The sequence below is a fragment of the uncultured Roseobacter sp. genome (assembly GCF_947488185.1).
Lineage (GTDB): Bacteria > Pseudomonadota > Alphaproteobacteria > Rhodobacterales > Rhodobacteraceae > Roseobacter.
The window spans coordinates 1-20154 of sequence record NZ_CANKYM010000002.1 but is presented as its reverse complement, the minus strand read 5'-3'; the positions used below and the strand labels follow the sequence as shown (position 1 = coordinate 20154).

Genomic DNA, 20154 nt, shown 5'->3' with positions numbered 1-20154 from the left:
CCTCGCCAGTCCATTCAGTTTCGCCCTTCAGGCGCGAGGCAGCACCAGCGCACCGCTCAACTGGCGCCTTCCGGTACCTCGGTTTCGCTTTGCGTCACGCGAAAGAAGATTGCGTAGAGCGTTGGCACCACGATCAGGGTCAAGATCGTTGCAAAGCTGAGCCCACAGATGATCACCACCGCAAGCGACTTGAAGAATGGATCCCAGAGCAGTGGCACAACCCCCAACACGGTCGTAAGAACCCCAAGCGACACCGGGCGCACCCGGCTGACGGCCGCATCGACAACGGCGGACATTCGGGCCTTGCCACTGGCGATCTGCGTATCCGTTTCATCTATCAGCACGATGGCGTTCTTGATCAGCATACCGGTAAGCGAGAGCACTCCGAGAATAGCCATGAATTCCAGCGGAGTTTGCGAGCCTGCCAGGCCGTAGATCACGCCGATCAGAGCCAACGGCACGGCCAGCCAGATGATAATCGTTTGCCGCCAGGCGTTGAAGAGGAACAGCACGACGAGGAACATCGCCCCGAACCCAAGAGGCATCGTCGAGGCCAGCCCCTCGTTGGCCTCCTGACTGTTGCCGTACTCGCCTCTCCATTCCAGCGTGTAACCGGGTGGCAGGTCGATGGCCTCGACCGGGCCGCGCACCGCATCGAATAGCTCACCCGACAGAACGCCTGGTGCGTTGTCAGCCTGAGCCATGATCGCCAGCTTGCGATCAATCCTTCTGAGGTTTCCTGCCTCGAAGACGATGTCGAACCGGTCCACCACCTGGCTTATTGGGACGTAACCACCGATTACCTCGCTGAAGACCTGAATGTCTCGCAGTGCACCGACGTCGTTTCGGGCCTCTTTCACCGGTCGCATGATCACGTTGCGAAGCTCATCGCCTTCGCGGTAAAGGCCCAATGTCGCGCCGGTCAGATGGTTGTAGAGTGCATTGGAAATCTCGCCCTGGGTCAATCCGAGCCTTCGCGCATTCTCGGTGTCGACAATGGGCTGAACCACCTGCACCTGCTCGCGCCAATCATCCTTGACCGCAACACCACCCGCCCTGGCCATGATTGCCTTGGCCTCGCCTGCAAGCCCCCTGAGCACCACTGGATCTGGTCCTGTAAACCGCGCCTCAACCTTCGAACCGCCTCCCGGACCCAGAACGAACTTCCAGACCTTGGCGTTTGAGGCCGGGTAGGTCTCGTCAATATGGGTCTGCAGTTGGGCCCGCAGATCATCGATGACCGGGTACCCTTCGACATCGACCAGAACCTGCCCATAGGCCGCGTTCTGGTTCTCACCCTCATAGATCAGCATAAACCGCAGATGCCCGGCTCCAACGATGCTGTTGGTGCCGATCACCCCGTCAAGGCCGCGCGCAAACTCGGCGATCTCCAAAACATCTGCTTGTGTCTCGGTGATGTCAGTGCCCTGTGGCAGAAAGTAATCGATCACAAACTGGTCGCGGGTCGAGGAGGGAAAGAACCCCGGTGGCACAAATTTGAAAAGTGCGATTGCGGACAGAAAGAGAAGAACCACGCCACCCACCGTGAACCAGCGCACCTGGATCGCCAGCGCCAGGAGTTTGCGATAGGCGATAAGGATTCCGTTCTCCTGAGTGTCCTCTTTGGTCGCGCCTTTCTTTAGCAACAGCGCACAATAGTAAGGCGTAAGCCAGATCGCCACCAACCACGAAAAGAGCAGCGCAATCGCGATTGTCCAGAACAGGCTGCCTGCGTATTCACCGGTATTATCCGGCGAGAACCCGACCGGCGAAAACGCCAGAATGCCCACGATTGTGCCGCCCAACAGAGGCCAGATCGTCTGCCGTACCACAGCGCGCGACGCTTCAGCGGCGTCTTCGCCACGCTGCACCCGCACGAGAGTCCCCTCGACAACCACAATGGCATTGTCGACCAGCATCCCCAGGGCAATGATCAGCGCCCCCAGCGAAATGCGCTGCATATCGAGCCCGTAGAGATACATGCCAAAAAGCGTGCCGGCGACCGTCACCAACAGGATGCCTCCCATCAGGATGCCCGAGCGCAGCCCCATGAAGACGAGCAGCGTGCCAACAACGATGGCCAAAGCCAGCAGCACGTTCACGACAAAATCACTGATCGAAGCCTGCACGCTCACGCCCTGGTCCGAGATCGGTTCGACATTGATGCCAATGGGGCGATCGGCCTCCAGCGCATCAATGCGTTCCTGAACGGCGGCACCCATGTTGACCACGTTTCCGCCGAGCGTATTGGACACCCCAATCCCAATGGCTTGCTGGCCGTTACGATAGAGCAAGGTTGTCGCCGGATCTGTCAGCCCGCGACGGATCTCTGCGATATCGCCAAGACGGAAGGAAACGCCCGTTTGCGGATTGGAGATCAGCAGATCACCAATGGCATTGATCGAGTCGAACGCCGCTTCGGGCCGCACGGCCAAACGGGCGGATCCTGCAACGATTGTCCCCGCGGGCGTGACAAGGTTCTGGCCTTCCAGAATTTGCTGGACTTGTTGTGGTGCCAGGCCCAGTTCCGTCAGACGCGCGGGGGTGTATTCGACGTAGATTACCTCGTCGCGAACCCCGTTGAGCACGACTTTGGAGACCCCATCGACCGTCACCAGCTCGCGTTGCAGGTCCTTGGCGTATTCATAGAGTTCGGTGATCTCGAACCCGTCGCCTGTAATCGCATAGTAGAGCGCATAAACATCGCCGAAATCGTCATAGACTTGGCTCTCCAGTGCGTTGGGCGGCAGCAGTGACTGCGCATCCAGTATCTTGGCGCGCATCTGTTGAAAACGCTGGTAGAGCTCCGGATAGTCAGGTGTCGAAGCGATGGTAAACTCAACCGTGACCGTACTGACACCGGGGGAAGACACGGAGCGAACCTCGTCAATTCCCTGAAGTTGTTGCAAGGCGTTCTCGACCACCTCGGTCACTTCCTCGGCCACTTCTTCGGCGGAGGCACCCGGATAGGGCGTTATGATCTGAGCTTGCCGGATGACGAATTCCGGATCTTCGAACCGCGGCAGAGCAGTGTAGGCAAAATATCCCGCCAGCAAGATTAGAACGGTGGACACAGCCGAGATGAGACGCTTCTCAAGCGCGAAACGGGCCAGATCCATCGTCTCAGTTCCCGACGCGCGTGATCGGACGGATCGTCATGCCGTCGAGGATCTGACTGATCCCTGCGGCAACAATGGTGTCACCCGATGAAAGGCCTTCGGTGATGGCCACCTCGCCACCGGTTGCTTCGCCAAGTGTGACCGGTTGTGCTGCAACCATGTTGTCGTCGCCGACCAACCAAACCAATGGAGCGCCGTCAGGGCCCGCGGCAATGGCGGACAGCGGTGCGCGAACCTCAGCTGCGGCGCCGGGTGTTGAAGAAATGACGCGCGCAATCATGCCCGGCAAGATCACGGCATCTTCTGGCACCTCAACCGCAACTCGACCGCGATAGGTCTGCGTGGCGGCATCCGCCTGGACGGAAAACTCGACCAACTCGGTGGGAAACTCCTGATCGGGTAACGCATCAAAAAAAGCCATGTTGCTGATCTGGTCGGTACCGTTAAGGGTCAGTGCTGTTACATCAGGGGCAGGAATATCGAATGCGAGATGCACGATATTGAGACCCTGCAACAACACGATGCTCTGACCTGCCTGCACATTGGTGAAGTTATCGATGTCACGCCGCGCGATAATACCGTCGAAGGGGGCCATCAACGTGGCATCCGCAAGATCGTCACGCGCGGCCTGCAACTGTGCCTCGACCCCACGCAATGCGGCTTCGGCAGCTGAAATGTCCTCTGCGCGGCCTCCGACCTGGCCGATGCGGAGTTGCTCACGTTGGGCCCGCAGGTTGGCCTCGGCCACGCGAAAGTCAGCGCGGGCCGTTTCTGATTGCGCTGCTGCTGATACGCCGCGCTCCACCAGTTCTTCAACACGGGTCAGGTTGTCACGTGCTTGTTCGACCTGTGCTTCGGCGGAGGCGACCGCCGCTTCCAAAGCCGCAACCTCTTCTGGCCGGGCACCGCTGCGCAAAGCGCTCAGCTGGGCTATCGCCTCATCCCTCCTGCTTTCGAGTTGCGCAATCTGGCTTTCGAAGTCACGCGGGTCGATCCGCGCAATGACATCCCCTTGCAGCACTTGCGATGCCGCGCGGACCGGTAACTCGATCACGGGGCCGGACACCTTGAAGGATAACTCGACCTCCCGTGACGGCAACACAACTGCTGGATAAGAGCGCTGGATAATACTGTCCGTTGCCACCACCGTGGTGACTTTGGCGGGTCGAACCGGGCTATCTTGCGCGCTGGCATCTACGACGTGCAGGCAACCGGCGGCGACCAGAGATAGGAAAAATATCTTGCACTGCATCTGTTGGGCTCCGTCTGATATTTTTTGTATTATATGGCAGCAGACTTAGATCAAAAAACAATTACTATCAATATCTTAAGCCAAACGCTGCCAATCCCCGCTCATCTAGCATCCAAAGTGTAGCATAGATACGGCGTCTGGCAGTCCGGATCGCGGGTTGGGAACCACGCTCGAAATGGCAAGCAACCGGAACACCGCGTGCGAGACACATTTCCTCACCCCAACCTGTTTGACTGTCTTTCTTGCCGCACGATCCTGACCGACATTTAGGCCCGCTCCGCGGTGAAGATCGGTCTGCCATTCAAGGACAGCAATCAGTAGCCTGTGCTCACCGCTGGCTTCTAACGCGTCGCAGCATCTGACGGGATTTTTTTGTCTCCCGTGGTCAGATCGGATGACACACTCAGGCTTTGGTTCCTGCCATTCCAGTTGCGATTGATTGGAAGGAGCGCTCTGAATTGACCAGCTACACGTGAAAATTGCTGCTGATATAGTGCGCGCGCATCCAGAAAATGAGGATGACTTCTACAGAAGGCACAGTTGCGCTTGGTGGCAAGCCTTGAAAGAATTCACACAAACAATCTGCCGTCTCGCGGATGAAAGACGTTCTGTAACACGAACGATCAGGAAATAGCGCATGAACCAGTCAAAAACTCTATCCGAGCAAGAGGCAGCAATCATGGCTGTGATTGCACGAGAAACAGATAGGTTCGTTTGCCGCGATTCCGAAGGATGGACATCATGTTGGGTACAGGATGAAAGAGCCCGCCTGGTGAGCGTTTCACCATCCTTTGGCACGACAATTCTTGAAGGGTGGGAGGCCGTAAAGCACTATATGCAAGATGTTTTCGAAAGCGGGTCGACCTGTGAGATTGTCGATTTTCAGCGGAGGAATGCTGATATCATCATCGGTGGTGACATCGCCTTTGTCATTTTTGACGGTCACTCAACGCACGTCGATCAGAAATGCGAAAAAACTTTCGAGACCAGAGTTCTGGAGCGCAAGGCGGGAGAATGGAGCATCCTGCATGCGTCGATTATCTTGCGTGGGCACCAAAGACAGGACGCAAATCGCATTGCTGTTGATGCAATGGGCAATGTCTTGTTTGCCGCGGATAGCGCTCTCATGGCGCTGAAGGCACATTCGAGCCTGACCATTTCAAACGGACGTCTCCGCGCAAAACGACCGGCGTGGGATAAGATACTGCAAGCAGGATTGAAATGTGCCGCCGCACAACACGGGTTTTGCCAGCATTACCAGTTTAGCGTGAAACAGGGTAAGGGCTTTCATTTGCCCATCGTATTTGGAGAGACGGATGATGGTGGCATAGCACTCTGTACCCTGGTCGTCAGGGATGGCGCTACATTTGTCGAAACTCAGAACGACGAGGAGTTCGATGATCGGTTGACTATTGCCAAAGCAGTCTTCGGTCTCTCTGACGGACAACTATCGTTGGCCCGCCATGTCGTAAGCGGCGACAGTTTGATTGCGGCGGCGGCAAGCCTGGGGGTCAGCATCAACACCGCCAGAACGCATCTGTCCAGCATCTATGGCAAAACCGGTGTTAACTCTCAGACGGCTCTGGTGCGGACCTTGAGTAGCGTCGGGTGACCGGGTGGGTGCTGCGCCGTCGAAACTTTATTACGGATGCAGTGTTGCGCCGCAGCAGGTCCTGGGTTGGTCCGCCCCATGGGCCATTTGCAAAGCTACTGGATGTTTCTCAAAAGACTGATGGATTTGCTCGGCGTTTCTCCGAACTCCTGCCGGTAGAGCTTTGTAAAGTTGCTGACGCTCGAAAAACCCGCAGCGTGGGCGATCTCTGCAACTGTGTTGCACTGTTCCAGCAGGATCAGATTGCGGGCGAAGTTGAGACGCACGGCCCTGATGAACAACGCAGGCGACTGTCCGTTCGCCACCTTCAACCGTCGGCCCAGTGTTTTTTGACTGACAGCCAGCTGGGAGGCCAACATCTCCACGCCAAATTCCTGATCGGCCACATGATCGAGAACGCACTCCGTTGCCTGCTCCAGGAACTGCTGCCGGGCTGACAGGTGCTCTTTGTTCTCCGGATCATCTGCCAGGGCGGTTTCGAGCGCCTCAAGCCGCGCCGTCGTTGTCTTCTCGGCTTCTCGGTGCTGTTGCTCAATATCTTTGACCTGCTGGCCAAGTGTGGCGAGTTCTACGACCGCCGAGCGGCGCTCCGTCTTCATCGCGCGCACCATGGTCGAGATAGCCACCATCATGAACAGCGTCTCGCCGACAATGGCGACGTAGTAACCCCAGGACAGCGGGCGCAGCAGCACCAGATCATAAGCGTAGCTCGCGCCGGTGATGTTCATCGGAAAGATGAAAAAATAGACTGCGATGAAGAGCCCAAAACTCAGCGACAGCAGCGAACAGGCGATGGGCTTGGCCTGCGGCAAACCTACCATGATCTTGCGGATTGCAACGACCAACAGGATCAGGGGGCTGATGATGTAGATCAGATGCAGCGGTCCGGACAATTGCCACGGGTCCACGACGGCCAAGCCGATCACGACAACCACCACGGCGGACAGCAGTGTAAACACGCGCCGCCAGACCCATGCATCACCTTGGACATGCAGCAGGACCCGGCAGTATTGCACATTGGCCAAGATGCCCAACCCGGCAAAAAACTCGGTGACCGGGGCGAGCGTGGTAACCGGAAGCGTGATGCCGAAAAATTTGCTCAGCCAGCCATCATATATGAATGAATAAATGAACAGGCACAGGACGTAGAGCGCGTAGTACTGATAGAAGCGCACGTCGATCTGCCGAAACACGATCAGGCTGAAAAGCGCGATCGTCGCGACATATCCCAGAAAAAGCGCGGTCATGACCAATTTCAGCGTGCTCCAACCGAAAAACAACTCTGCCGACATGATCACAGCGCTGATGTTGGGGGCAAAGGTGCCGGCGACACGCAAATAGAACACCCGTTCATCCCCCGGCTTCATGGCAACTTCGAAACCCGTCCGGATGGCGGTGTTGTTCTTGTCCGCAAGATCGACTGTGCGACCGGTGCGTGCCACCTCGGTCAGCGCCCGACCGTGTTCTTCGAAGAGGATCACCTCGTCAAAGATCGTCTCCATCAGGCCGATCACCCAGCGGTGCGTTTGCTCATGCGGGTTCGACAGCGCAAATCGCAGCCACAGGGTCTGGGAGGGCAATGGAGCGACGAAGATACCGTTGCAGATGCGGGGCTGGAAAGCTTGCGTGATGATGCTGTCCGGTTTGATGGCGGCCGTATGATCGAGAAAATACTCGGCGCGCAGCGGGCGCAACTGATCGTCCGGCGCATCGGACAGCGTGTGCGCCACCGGTGGCGCATCGCCTTCCTGCAAGCACGCGGCAGCGGGTCTTGCGGTGCCTTCCGCACCGGCAGACCCGGCGCTGAAGGACAGCAAAAGCAGAACGCAGGCAATCACATATGTCCTGATCATCGGCACCTATCGACAGTTTTCTTTTCCAGACTTGTATGCGAATTCGTCGCGTCCAACTGCCCTCGTTTGGGACAAATTTGAGCGCGTTTCGGTCAAATGACCGCCACCCCGTTTTCTTCGCGCAGCAAAGCTGCCTTTGATGATGCCTGTAATCGGCACGCACTTCAACTCTGGCGGGAATTTCTGTGAGCCAGGTGCAGGCCATGCATTGATCGGCGGTTCGCGTCTCTTCCGGCACAGCCCCACACCGTATTTTTTGGTGCGCATGAGAGGTACCGATGGCCTGTCGAGCAGGACTAGTCTTAAGGAGATATAAATATGATCATTAGGACATGCGCCCTCGCCGCTGCTCTGGCCGCGCTTACCGCAACGTCGGGCTTTGCGGCCACTGTCAAACTAAGCGTCGGCGGCGGTCAGCAGATGGGGACCTCGAACGTCGAGGTGAACGGCAAGCTTTTCGATGTCGAATTTATCAACGGCAGTTGTTTGGCGCTGTTCGATGGCTGCGACGCGGTTTCGGACTTTGACTTCACCAACAGCGCCGATGCGTTGGCGGCGGCGAAAAGCCTGAACGACACTGTCTTTCTCGACGGCCCCTTGGGGAACTTTGATAGTGGCTACACACTGACAAACGGTATCGAAGCCAATCTCATTGGTTTAGGGATAATGGCTATTCCCTATGCCATAGAATCTACCCGTACAAACGCAGCCTTTTTTAGAAATGAGGCGGCGTTTTCAAAGGACCTCGTTGGATCGAATCTCAGGGTCGGAATCTCTGTCGACCTCTCAGCGAATTCCATTTTTACGTATGCTCGGTTCACTCCCGCCCCAATCTCTGCCGTCCCATTGCCCGCGGGAGGCTTTCTCCTGCTTGCGGGATTGGCTGGGTTGGGCGCACAGCAGATGCGGCACCGGATAGCCGCGACCGACTGACCCTAAACTGAAACGCAAAGGACGGCGTCATTGATGTCGTATCAAGCGATATGGATGATCACGCCCACGCGGAGGCTTTCGAACCAGAGAACAGCGGCAGCCGCGCCACTGGTCACGGGCGTGACGCGATGGCTGAAATCGACGCCTCGGCCCCGGCACCCCGCGCGCAGTGGCTGACCGACCTGCCCGCGATCCTCTCTGCCGGGTTGATCTGCGGCCTGCTGACCGCGATGTTTGCGATCTCGGCAGCCGCCCTGCTGTTCTCTTCAGTGCTGAGCACGCACATCACATTGGCCATCGGTATCTGCCTCTTTGGAACCATCGTATTGAGCTTAGTGATAGCGCTCTTCAGCTCCTGCCCGGGTATGCTGTCGGTGACGCAAGAGGTGACCGTTGTGACGCTGGCCGTGATCGCGGCCTCGATCCATGGCACCATGTTCGCAGCGCACAGCGAGGCCGACATCCTGGCCACCATCATCGTGATGATCGGACTGGCAACGGCCCTCACCGGCGCCGCGCTCTTTGCGATGGGCACGTTTCGGTTGGGCCGATTGATCCGCTATATCCCCTACCCGGTCCTGGCCGGATTTCTGGCAGGCATGGGCTGGCTGATCGTCTCAGGTGCAATGGCAGTGGTGCTGGGCGCGCCGGTAACACGACAAACCCTGCCGATCATGCTGGAGACTGTGAGCCTGATCAAATGGGGTCCGGCAGTCATTTTTGCACTGGGTGTCGATCTGGTCGCCCGGCGCAGCGGCAACCCGTTGGTCTTGCCACTCGCCATCGCCACCTTCCTGCTTTTGTTTCACGTCAGTGCATGGCAGCTCGACCTGTCTTTGGCCGAATTGCAACGGCAAGGATGGCTCTTTGCACCGCCACAGGACGGCAGCATCACTCTGCCGTTTCAAGGCAACCCACTGGAACGAGCGGATTGGCAAGTGATCTGGTCCGAGCTTCCCAAGATCAGCGCGCTGCTGGCCATAAGTGGCACCGCCCTGCTCTTTGCCTCCAGTGGCATCGAACTATCGGTGCGTCGCGACATCGACCTGGACCGTGAACTGCGGGCAGCTGGCCTTGCGAATATGCTCGCCGGCACAGGCGGGGGTGCGGCAGGATTTCAAGGGTTGGGACTGACCATATTGGCGCACCATCTCGGTGCCCCATATCGGGCCACGGGTGTTTTGGTGGCGGCGGTCTGTGTCGCAGTCTTGTTCTTTGGAGCAACCCTGCTCAGCGTCATTCCAATCCCGCTTTTCGGGGGTCTCCTGCTTTGGATCGGCGGCGGCCTGCTCTATCAGTGGCTGATTGGAATTTACGCCAAAGTATCGCATCGCGAGTATCTGGTCGTCCTGCTGATTGTCGTGCTGATGGCGACGGTGGGGCTGCTGGAGGGCATTTCTGTGGGCGTTTTTGCAGCAGCTGCACTCTTTACCCTTGAGTATGCGCGTGTCGATGTCGTGAAGTATGCGGTGACCGGCGAAACCTACCACAGCCGCGTGGAACACGAGGCGGAAGATCAGGCCTACCTCCGCAAACATGGCGCGCAGATACATGTCCTGCGGCTTCAGGGTTTCATCTTTTTTGGTAGCGTACACCAGCTGCATCAACGCATAAGAGGCTGTTTCGACACCTCGGATATTCGCTTTCTCGTCCTGGATTGTCGGGATGTGACCGGCTTCGATTCTTCCGCCATTCAAAGCTTGAGCAAAATCTGCGAAATGGTCCGGGGAAAGGACGGTCGGCTGATCGTCAGTGCCCTCAAACCCGCAATTTCGAAGAGGCTGAACCGACTGATCCTGCAAGGGTCACATGGATCGCCTGTTTTGTATTTTGACGAGGTGGACGAGGCCGTTGTATGGTGCGAAGATCGGATGCTGCACAAATGGGAACTTCGCCCCTGTACATTGCAGACGCAACGCATTGTGGATCAGCTGGCCCGTGACCTCGACTATCCTCAAGCGTTTCAGGCACTAAGACCCTATCTCGAAAAAATCCGACTTGGGCCGCAGATGCCGTTAATCCAGCAGGGGGATCAGGGAGCAGACATCTATTTCATTGAAAACGGCTTCATCAAAGTTCAGCTTGAGACGGCGAGCGAAAGGACCATTCACCTGCGCACCCTCGGTCCGGGCACAATTGTCGGTGAGATGTCCTTCTTTCTAAACCGCGCGCGGACGGCCTCCGCCATTGCGGAAACCGATGCGGTTCTCTGGCGGTTGCGTCAGGACGATCTGTTACGAATGACGCAGCTGGAGCCTGGGTTGGCCCACGCGCTCAACAGCTATTTCCTGCGCACAGTCGCCGAGCGGCTCGACCAATCGAACCGACTGGTCCGATCCTTGATGGACTGAAGTCAGCGTACACCATATGCTGCCTGTCTATTTCGTGGAACTGACACTTGCCATTCGGAACCCAGCATAAAGCAATGCGCAGCCCGCCGTCTTATTGACGAGGCTGACGATCCACTCCTTCAAACCGCCACGTGCCAACCGATCTCCCAGGAATGCATAGGTACTGTAGGAAATCAGGTCCATCGTCAAAGTAGTGATGCCCATGACCAAAAGTTGGAGCAAGACAGGAAGAGAAGTGTTAAGAAACTGGGGTAGAATAGCAGCAAAATACAGCAGTGCCTTGGGATTGGCGAATTCGATAACAAACCCTTGTGTGAACAGTCTGGTCAGTCCCGAGCGTTTTTGATCGGGGTTCACCTTGATGGCTCCTGAAGGGCTCAACAGCGCCATTAGCCCGAGCCAAACTAAGTAAGCGACACCCACCCATTTGATCACTGAGAATACAAGATTGGATGCGAGGATGAGTGCGGCGATCCCGGTGGCAGACAGAACAAAATAAATAACATTGGCCGCTGCGATCCCAGTGACCCCGGCAAAAGCGCGTCGTCCCCCATTGGCTGCACCCTGGGAGGCAACCGCGATAGCCGCTGCCCCGGGCGAGAATACCACCACAGCGGTCGTCAGAAGAAAAATAAGATAGGCTTCAATTGGCATACTAAAGCTCTCCGTCTTAAGGCAGTTCTGTCATGGGGGCATTATCCGCCCTCACGGTTCCGGTTGATCAGTTCTGGCAGCATAGTAACGTCGTGCCTTTGCTCTGTTGCCGCATGTTTCCATCATGCACCATTTTCGCTGCCGATTTCGCGACTCATCAAGAAAGAACCATCCACACTCAGGTCCTGCGCACATGCCCACGCGCCCGATTTCGCGCGGGTCGGACAAAATGGCTTTGGTCGATGTGAGGATCAAATCCAGCAGTGAGCTCTCAACGGCAAGCCAGGGTTGATTGGCAACCCGAACCATCCACGAAGTGTTTGCCGTTAACGCGAGAAGATCATTGATCTGTTGGATGGCCACTGCGTTCGGTGCCCGGCCAACAACGGCAGACAAAAACAGTTCCCTTAGTTCAGCCCGTAAATCTCGAAGAGCTGCCAAATCACATGCGCGTCCATCGTCAACAAATTGAGTAATGTTCAACGCATCTGTCCATCTGCGAACGTCTTTCTCGCACCCCAGCTTCTCATGAATGACTGCCCCATCCTGCGACCAGTCAGCTGTATTCAGAAAATCTAGGGCGAGCCGCCCACCGACAGTTCGTACTGGGACTTCAGCATAGCTCATTCAACATCTCCTCCAGTGAACACAATTCAACTCTTATAACCACCATTGCGGTTATGCAATTTTTCTCTATAACCGTCATTTAGGTTAGATTGAATAGGAGCCGCGCATGCACAATAGGCCGATCCGCCTTACATTTTCAGGTGTCAAACGTGGTATGTGGCAGCTTGCTCCGCTCGCAATCTTTGTCATTCCGTTTGGCATGGCATACGGGATCGCAGCGATTGAACGAGGAATGTCCAGCGCGCAGGCAATCGGTTCGAGCGTTCTCGTGTTCAGCGGCGCAGCCCAGTTCGCTGTCCTTGATCTTTGGGATGCTGACATGTCGCTGGTAGCAGTGTTTCTCGTAACCTGTGCGGTTGGTGCACGGCATATTCTGATGGGTGCTGCGTTATCGCCGTGGGTCAATCAGCTCGGCCCGAAACGACGTGTTCTTGCCGCAACGTTTCTGTCGGATCCCAATTTCGCCCATGCGCACGAGGCCCTCAAAGAAGACGAGCGGGACATCGGCATTCTTGTAGGCAGTGGTGCTATCTTCTGGGTCGCTTGGATTTTAGGGACCGCAATAGGTGCGATTGGCGGCGCCCAAGTAGGAGACCCAAGCATCTACGGAATTGACGTCATCATGCCGATCTACTTCGCAGCACTCATTGCGCCGGGTGTTATCGCGGACCGTAGATGGCTGTTTGTCGTCGTTGCCGCTTTGGTTGCCATCTTGGCTCAACCCATTGTCCCGACGGGTTGGAACATCATCGCCGCTGCGATTGCTGGTGGATTGGTGGGGGTACGAACCATTGATGAATGATCAACTTGCTTGGCTCGCCATAATTGTGATTGCCTCGACCGTTTTTGCACTCCGGTATTCGGGGTTTGCCCTGATGAAACGTGTGCAGATCACGCCGAAGCTCGAGCTCTTTCTTGAAAAGATGTCTGTATCGGTGCTGGTTGCAATTGTGGCTTCTTCGTTTGCAACCGGGGGAATTCGAACCATCACCGCTGTCGTTATTGGTCTTTCCGTGATGATGATCTGGCGAAGCCCCATTGTTGCAATGCTAGTCGGTATTGCGGTCGCCGCGATTTGGACTGGCGTCGCATCATAAGCTCGATTGTCCAACGACCCTGCTGTGGGGAGAAAATGATAAATGGATTCCACTTGATCGCGGTCACAAACTTGCAAGCATGTTGACGGATGGTGAATTCAAAGTGGTCCCGAATGCTGGGCACCTTGTTCAGGTAGAAGCGCCCGAAGCAATCGTCGCAGTAATGCTCCAGCACGGTGAATAATCGGAGTGCGGGCAACGTAGATATGCGTGTGCCCTTTCACCACTGACAATCAAGGGTTGGCCGCGGTCACACACATATTTGTGCTACTTGTTCAGCTGGGAAAACGCGAAATGCGGTGCAACCCGTGACATCAATCGAGCAGCACGGCTGAGACCGGGTGCTATTTCATACCGGTCTTTTTCCAGCCCGGCGATGAAGGCGCTCGCGACCTTCTCAGGTGACAACTTTGAAATGCCGTCAACATGTGCGGCCATCGGCGTGTCAGTCAGAGGTGGAATGAGTTCGAACACCTTGACTCGCGTGTCCCTTAACTGATGTCGCAGCGCGAGCGTCAGCGCATGCTGAGCTGCTTTGGTCGCGCTATAGATCGGGGGCTTGGACTCAGCAATGAAAGCGGTGGCAGACGTGACATTCACGACCGCCGCTGTGGTGTGGTTTTGCATCAAGGGCAAAAACACGTGCAGCATTCTCAGCATGCCATTCAGGTTGATATCAACCTCTTTGATCTGCGCGCCAAGATCGGCATTCGCGTGAAGTGATAGCTCCTGCACAATGCCTGCGTTGTTGATAAGCAGATTCACCTCAGAACCAATGTCGTCCTTTAGAGCCTCAATTTGCTCCAAATCCTGAATATCACAAACTTTCGTTTGGATGCTTGGGATCCGAGATTTGATTTGGGTTAGTCTATCTTCATTTCTCGCGCAGACGATGACCGTATTGCCTAAGTCGGAAAGCCGCTTCGCAAGAGTAGCACCGATGCCAGAACTTCCCCCAGTAATGAGAACTGTATTATCGTTCGTTTTCATCGATTCTCCAAAATCAAGACAAATACGGATCTTGTATTTTTCAATGTCGTTTGCTTTTCAGGCCGAGAAAAGTCCCGTTCAACTTTATTCAAGTAGCCCCACCGGTCGATCAAGCGGACTGAGAATTCTAGGCAATTGTCGATTCGAACGCGAGGCGGCTTGCCGCTGATCCGCTTAGGCCGGCCCAGTTCATGAATGGCCTGATAAGCCGGGAAATTTGTCCTGGCAGATGTTGCCACAGCCGCTGTCGTAAAGCACTTCTCTACTGATTTGTCCCGCTTCCAATTAGGGTACAGGCATTTCAGCTCTCAGTTCTCGCCTTCCAGATATTTCAGTCTGCGAATCTCGGAAACCCTCATGACTACGCAAACTTTCGTCCAGCGGGAGGATGCCGTCTCGGCGATCCCCCTGCATGTCACGATTGTCCACCCGATCAATTGCTTGACGCTTTAACTGCGGCAAATCTTAGCACAGTCGTTCCAAACGCTGTCTGCCTCGACGCAAACGTAATCTGTTCGTCACTAAATCGTTTCGTCCGGATGGATGTTAAGCGCCTCTGTTGCCGACAGTATGTCAAAGATTCCGCACTTAGACCGACCAGTTCCAGGTGTCCAAACCAGAATGACAGGGATGGGAAATTCGGTTTTTAGAAGACGAACATATCCGCTTCGGGCAGACCGAATTGCACCTCTGACAGATCGTACGTCGCCTCCGGCACGCCTGATTGCGCATCACTGTTCCAGCCCAGCGGTCCTTTTGCGACGTTCTCTGGCGTGTTGGGGTCCCATTCGAAATCAGGGGCGCCGCCGTCGACCTCGGCGTGGAAGATGTCGCCGTTATCGACCATGGTGGCAAAAAGGGTCGCGTCCACGTTCTTGAACAATGCGATCTCCTGATACTCCATCTCGTAGGTCGAATAGTTCAGCCTGTGTGCGACCAGAAGGGTGTCCTGACCCGAATGGAATACGAAAAGCGCCCCGTCGATGTCGACGACGACGTCCTCGTCGTAACCATAGTCCCCGTGAAAGAATCTTGGATGGAAGGCGAGACGATCTTCCGCGAGATCGAACCCATAGATCGTGTCAAAGCCGTCGTCCCAGCCGTCCCATCTCAGCACATCGCTGCCCGTGCCCATGAAAATCATGTCATCGCCGCTACCACCGCGCAGATCATTGTCGCCGTCCATATCGTAGATGATGTCGTCTCCGCTACCGCCGGTAATCGTGTCGTTGCCTTCGCCGCCCAGAATTGTATCGGAACCGCCGCCGCCGTCTAGGTCGTCGTCGCCATCGCCACCTTCAATGGAGTCGTTGCCGAACTTCCCGTCGATCGTATCGTTGCCGTCGCCACCGTCAATAAAGTCGTGGCCAAGGTGATTATAGTAGTCAACAGCATCGCCCACGATTGAGTCATGCCCGTCGCCGCCGTGGATGGTGTCATGGCCCTCATGGCCGATCAGCGTGTCATTGCCGTGGCCTCCGGTGATGCTGTCATCGCCCTCGCCGCCATCGATACTGTCGTTGTGATTGCCGCCATGCAGCAGATCGTCGTCATCCCCGCCAAAGAGCGTGTCGCTGCCGTCGCCGCCCCACATGGAGTCCTTGCCCTGGTAGCCTGTCCCGGCGTCATCGCCCCCGGAAAGCCACATCAGGTTGTCGCCTGAGGTTCCCTGGACGAGATCGTCGCCATTTCCAGTCTCAACGCCTTCAATGTCATAAATCTCATCGGTGCCCAGATTGCCGGCGTGGGCCAGTTCGGCCCACAGCCAGACCTGCACATCGTCGTTCGTGTCATAGACCACCCGGTCAAACCCGGTGCCGCCGGTGATGGTGTCGTTGCCGCCATCGCCCTCGATGCTGTCGTTGCCGTCGGCCCCCCAGATGACGTCATCACCCTCGCCACCAAATATGGTGTCGTGACCCAAGCCGCCTTCGAGCGTGTCTTCACCGTCGCCGCCGCCCATGTAGTCATTGCCGGCATCGCCCCAGAGGCGATCATCGCCGTCATTGCCGGCGAGCGTGTCGTGATCGTTGCCGCCGTAGATGCTGTCGGTCCCCTCGCCGCCCGAGATCACGTCGCTGCCGGCATGACCGTAGAGCGTGTCGTTCCCGTTCATGCCGTTGATGACGTTGTCACCATTGTCGCCCCGGATCTTATCGTTGCCGGAGCCGCCCGTGACATTCTCGAAGTTGTAGATCTCGAAGTGAATGTCATGATTAACGATCTTCCAATCGTTGATCCCGTTGTCCCAATAGACGTAGTCGGGCATCTCGATCCGGCCGTACTCCTGGCCAAGGTCCAGAACGATGTCTTCTTCGACATGTCCGAGGCTCAGCCAGTCGGTGCCGCTGCCACCGTCGAAGTACACCTTCCTCGGAGAATTATAGGGATTCCAGTCGATCTTTGGGTTGAAGACGAGAAAGTCATCTCCGCCAAGCAAATACACCCAGCCGTCCCAATAGCCCGTTCCATCTTTGGGCAAGTTTTTCGAGTCCACCACGCTGTCGAGATAAAGATAGTCGGACTCGCTGGTCCCCACCACTGGATGTGCCGTAACAGTTCCTCTTGCTTTTCCCATTAATCTTACTCCTTTCGAGACCTGGCACCCGTCGCCAAGTCTTTGATCAATCTTTAAACCTGCGCGGACAGCGGGCCCGCGCAGCACGCACCTTCATCAAAAGACAAATTCGTCGGACAGGATCGGGTTGAGGCCACCGAAGGGGTCGTCCTCTTCGGGGCTCCATCCGCCAGGCGCACCCGGTCCGGGTTCGATGCCGACAATCGACAGATCCTCGATCTTGGCCTGCAGGTCGTCTTCGTGGATGCCCTCAAACCGCGCGATCCACTGCCAGCCCGCATCCTGAGTCTCGGCGCCGAGGTAGGTGTCGTCGCCGATCATCATCAGCGTCGTGAGATCATCGAGCGTCTTGCCCTTGACCTCATAGACCTTCAGGAACCCGGGCCCGAACTGCAGAATGTCGGAGTTGAGGTTGAAATCGAGGATATTGGAGAACCCGACCGCGCCCGCTTCCCAGGCCACGATGTCGTTGCCCTTGCCGGTGTGGATCTCGTTCTCGCCTTCGCCACCGATCAGCAGATCGTCGCCGCGCCCGCCCCGGATGACGTCGTTGCCTTCACCGCCGTCGATGGTGTCGTTGCCCGACGCGCCTTTCAGCGTGTCCTCGCCCTCGCCGCCGGTGAGATCGTCGTGGCCGATCCCGCCGCCGATGGAGTCGTCACCCAGCGATCCCTCGATGACATCATTGCCATTGTCGCCATAGAGCGTATCGGCCCCTTCGGCACCGGAGATCGTGTCGTGACCGTCGCCGCCGTACATCAGATGCGTTCCGGTGAACCCGTTGATGTAGTCGTCGCCGTCGCCGCCCATGACCGTGTCATTGCCCGACCCGGACTGGATGATGTCGTCACCGTTGCCGCCTTCGATGCTGTCGTGGCCGGAGCTGCCTATCAGCGTGTCTTCACCCTCACCGCCGATCAGCGTGTCGTTGTCGGCGCCGCCATGCACGGAGTCGTCCCCGTCGCCCCCGCTGATGAGGTCATCACCATCGCGGCCATAAAGCGTGTCGTCGTCATCCTCGCCAAGGATCGTGTCGTCCCCGTCACCGCCTTCTACGGTGTCTGCGCCGTCGCCACCGTTGATGTAGTCATGGCCCTCTTGTCCCCAGAGATTGTCGGCCCCGCCATTGCCGAGGATCGAGTCGTTGCCCTCGCCCGCATAGGCGGTGTCGTTGCCGGAGCCAAGGAGGATCGCGTTGTCATCGCTGTTGCCATAGACCAGCGCATCGCCGCCGCCGATGATCAAGGCCCCTTCAATGCTGTTGAACGTGTCCTCGCCCATGGCGCCATAAGAGCCGCCAAGATCCAGCCGGACCTCGACGAAATCGGGTGTGTCATAGACCGCAAGGTCGAGCCCGGTGCCACCGTTGAGCACGTCATCGCCGAGACCGCCCTCCAGTTCGTCATCGCCACCGCCGCCGTTGAGCGTGTCGTCCCCTTCGTCACCATGCAACTCGTCGTTGCCTTCGCCGCCGTTAATCAGGTCATCCTCGCTGCCGCCCCAAAGGGTGTCGTTGCCGTCGTCGCCAAACATCGAGTCGGCGCCGGACCCGCCGTACATGACATCGTTGTCGTCATCGCCGCTCATCCAGTCGCCGCCGTTGTCGCCATGCATGGTATCGGCGCCAAAGCCACCCTCCATGAAATCGCCGTGTTCGCCGCCATGCATGCTGTCGTTGCCATAGCCGCCGTCCAGGGTGTCGTTGCCGGTCCCTCCGTAAACTACGTCATCATCCCACCAGCCGAAGAGGGAGTCGTTTCCGGCATCGCCCCTGACAGTGTCATTGCCGTGGCCCCCATCGACGAAATCTGCATGGTCACCACCCCGCACGGAGTCGTTGCCGCCCCCACCGAGCACCGTGTCCATGCCGTCACCGCCGATGAGCACATTGGCAGCGAGGTCGCCTTTGATGTAGTCGTTGCCCTGACCGCCGGTGACGTTCTCGATGGAATCGTAGTATTCCTTCGCGTCGTATTCGGTGTACACAGACTGGCCGGTCTCCGGCTCGTACAAGGTGTAATTCAGACCGTGAATCTCACCCCAGCCAAGGTTCAGACGGATGTTCAGGTCATAGGTCGACCAGGTGTAGCTGACGGTGTCGCTGCCTGATCCGCCGAAATAGTAGTGATCATGAAAGTTCCGGCTGTAGACATCCCCCCCCTGGCCCGGCGTGTAGTAAAACGTGTCATTGCCGCCGTGGCCAAAGATCTCCCGATTCCAGGTGTGGTCGAGAAATTTGGGATGGAAGTTGATGTAGATGTGATCATCTTGGGTCGCGTGACCATGGATGGCTGTCTTTGCGGGCATAATCGTTACTCCTTTTCAAGCAGACGCAACGCGTCAGGTGCCGTCTAAACCGATGTGGATTTGTGTGATGCTGAGCTCTTGCCAGCGGGAAGTCGGATAAAGGAGTGTCGTGGAACGTCCCGTCCGGCGGGAGACGCGTCCGTGGCATGTCACGGTTTCAAGTGTATTCCGCATATCTCAACTGTCCTTTACTCACACCACACTCGACCAGAGCGTCGAACGAAGACGTAGGTGCATCATCAGATGCCACCCATTTCCCCGATGGTTTCCTTCGATCCCGACGATATACTGGTCATCCCTGACAGCGGAACCCGCACGCCCGCAGGTAGGTCTTGCAGGAATACGGGCTCGGTATGTTGTTTTTAAATCAAATGATTAGGGTCAGAATTTGCAGCTTGGAGGCAGTTCACGGGGTCTTCCGGAAAACCATCCTGCCTAAGCTCCTTGCAAAGCTTTTTTTAATTCGCGAGACAACCGACCACGCCGATTCAAACTCAACAGACGCGACCTCGGCGGCCCTCGAAGTTAAGCCGACAAGGACCAGCACCACCTACTTGCCTACGAAGACGGCCACTGGCTCGACAAGGAACACGAGATAGTTTTTTACTTCCTGGCGAGTATCGCGATCCAGCATGAGCAGTCGTCGCCCTGAGCTTGCTTTTAGCGCAGATACAAAGGTTCCATATGCTTTGGCAGAGTCAGAGTGAACCGCGCCGGGTTTGCCGGAGGCTCCAACTCATGAGTAGGATGGAGCATCATGACGAAGACAACGAACAAGTAT

The 20154-nt window shown here is 56.8% G+C and carries 13 protein-coding genes; 5 read left to right on the top strand and 8 right to left on the bottom strand.

What is annotated here, in order from left to right; all coding sequences use genetic code 11:
- Nucleotides 1-56: 56 nt before the first annotated feature.
- Both Q1A52_RS05990 and Q1A52_RS05985 read right to left on the bottom strand, forming a co-directional pair.
- Nucleotides 57-3119 (bottom strand): efflux RND transporter permease subunit, encoded by a 3063-nt coding sequence (locus tag Q1A52_RS05990; protein ID WP_300012316.1) that lies wholly within the window; start codon nucleotides 3117-3119, stop codon nucleotides 57-59.
- Nucleotides 3120-3123: 4 nt separating this feature from the next.
- Nucleotides 3124-4371 (bottom strand): efflux RND transporter periplasmic adaptor subunit, encoded by a 1248-nt coding sequence (locus Q1A52_RS05985; RefSeq protein ID WP_300012313.1) that lies wholly within the window; start codon nucleotides 4369-4371, stop codon nucleotides 3124-3126.
- A 637-nt stretch (nucleotides 4372-5008) separates the two neighbouring features.
- Between Q1A52_RS05985 and Q1A52_RS05980 the strand changes: the two genes are divergently transcribed.
- Nucleotides 5009-5983 (top strand): nuclear transport factor 2 family protein, encoded by a 975-nt coding sequence (locus tag Q1A52_RS05980; protein ID WP_300012310.1) that lies wholly within the window; start codon nucleotides 5009-5011, stop codon nucleotides 5981-5983.
- Between the two features lie 95 nt (nucleotides 5984-6078).
- Here Q1A52_RS05980 and Q1A52_RS05975 read toward each other — a convergent pair whose 3' ends face one another.
- Nucleotides 6079-7836, bottom strand: a complete 1758-nt coding sequence (locus Q1A52_RS05975; protein ID WP_300012307.1) for a helix-turn-helix domain-containing protein — start codon at nucleotides 7834-7836, stop codon at nucleotides 6079-6081.
- Nucleotides 7837-8154: 318 nt separating this feature from the next.
- Here Q1A52_RS05975 and Q1A52_RS05970 point away from each other — a divergent pair, with 318 nt between their 5' ends.
- Together Q1A52_RS05970 and Q1A52_RS05965 are read left to right on the top strand one after the other, a co-directional pair.
- Nucleotides 8155-8769 (top strand): VPLPA-CTERM sorting domain-containing protein, encoded by a 615-nt coding sequence (locus Q1A52_RS05970; protein ID WP_300012304.1) that lies wholly within the window; start codon nucleotides 8155-8157, stop codon nucleotides 8767-8769.
- 50 nt (nucleotides 8770-8819) lie between these two features.
- Nucleotides 8820-11120, top strand: coding sequence for a SulP family inorganic anion transporter (locus Q1A52_RS05965; protein ID WP_300012302.1), 2301 nt, complete (start codon nucleotides 8820-8822; stop codon nucleotides 11118-11120).
- 27 nt (nucleotides 11121-11147) lie between these two features.
- Here the strand turns inward: Q1A52_RS05965 and Q1A52_RS05960 are convergent, their stop codons facing one another.
- A complete protein-coding gene (locus Q1A52_RS05960; protein ID WP_300012299.1) occupies nucleotides 11148-11774 on the bottom strand; it encodes a LysE family translocator in 627 nt (208 codons plus the stop codon).
- A 51-nt stretch (nucleotides 11775-11825) separates the two neighbouring features.
- Nucleotides 11826-12401 (bottom strand): CGNR zinc finger domain-containing protein, encoded by a 576-nt coding sequence (locus Q1A52_RS05955; RefSeq protein WP_300012296.1) that lies wholly within the window; start codon nucleotides 12399-12401, stop codon nucleotides 11826-11828.
- Nucleotides 12402-12507: 106 nt separating this feature from the next.
- On the opposite strand from Q1A52_RS05955, the gene Q1A52_RS05950 reads away from it, so the two are divergent.
- Nucleotides 12508-13203, top strand: coding sequence for an AzlC family ABC transporter permease (locus Q1A52_RS05950; RefSeq protein WP_300012293.1), 696 nt, complete (start codon nucleotides 12508-12510; stop codon nucleotides 13201-13203).
- Nucleotides 13196-13498: an AzlD domain-containing protein gene (locus Q1A52_RS05945; protein WP_300012290.1), complete on the top strand. Its 303-nt coding sequence runs from the start codon at nucleotides 13196-13198 to the stop codon at nucleotides 13496-13498. The genes Q1A52_RS05950 and Q1A52_RS05945 overlap by 8 nt, the downstream gene beginning before the upstream one ends.
- A gap of 267 nt (nucleotides 13499-13765) precedes the next feature.
- Here the strand turns inward: Q1A52_RS05945 and Q1A52_RS05940 are convergent, their stop codons facing one another.
- The 3 genes from Q1A52_RS05940 to Q1A52_RS05930 all read right to left on the bottom strand — a co-directional run bounded on the left by Q1A52_RS05940 (nucleotide 13766) and on the right by Q1A52_RS05930 (nucleotide 19373).
- The gene (locus Q1A52_RS05940) at nucleotides 13766-14488 is read right to left on the bottom strand and encodes an SDR family oxidoreductase (protein ID WP_300012287.1); all 723 of its coding nucleotides are present in this window, start codon (nucleotides 14486-14488) and stop codon (nucleotides 13766-13768) included.
- Between the two features lie 646 nt (nucleotides 14489-15134).
- On the bottom strand, nucleotides 15135-17066 hold the full coding sequence (locus tag Q1A52_RS05935; protein ID WP_300012285.1) for a calcium-binding protein: 1932 nt from the start codon (nucleotides 17064-17066) through the stop codon (nucleotides 15135-15137).
- A 96-nt stretch (nucleotides 17067-17162) separates the two neighbouring features.
- Complete coding sequence (locus tag Q1A52_RS05930; protein ID WP_300012282.1) at nucleotides 17163-19373, bottom strand: calcium-binding protein; 2211 nt, start codon at nucleotides 19371-19373, stop codon at nucleotides 17163-17165.
- Nucleotides 19374-20154 lie beyond the last annotated feature (781 nt).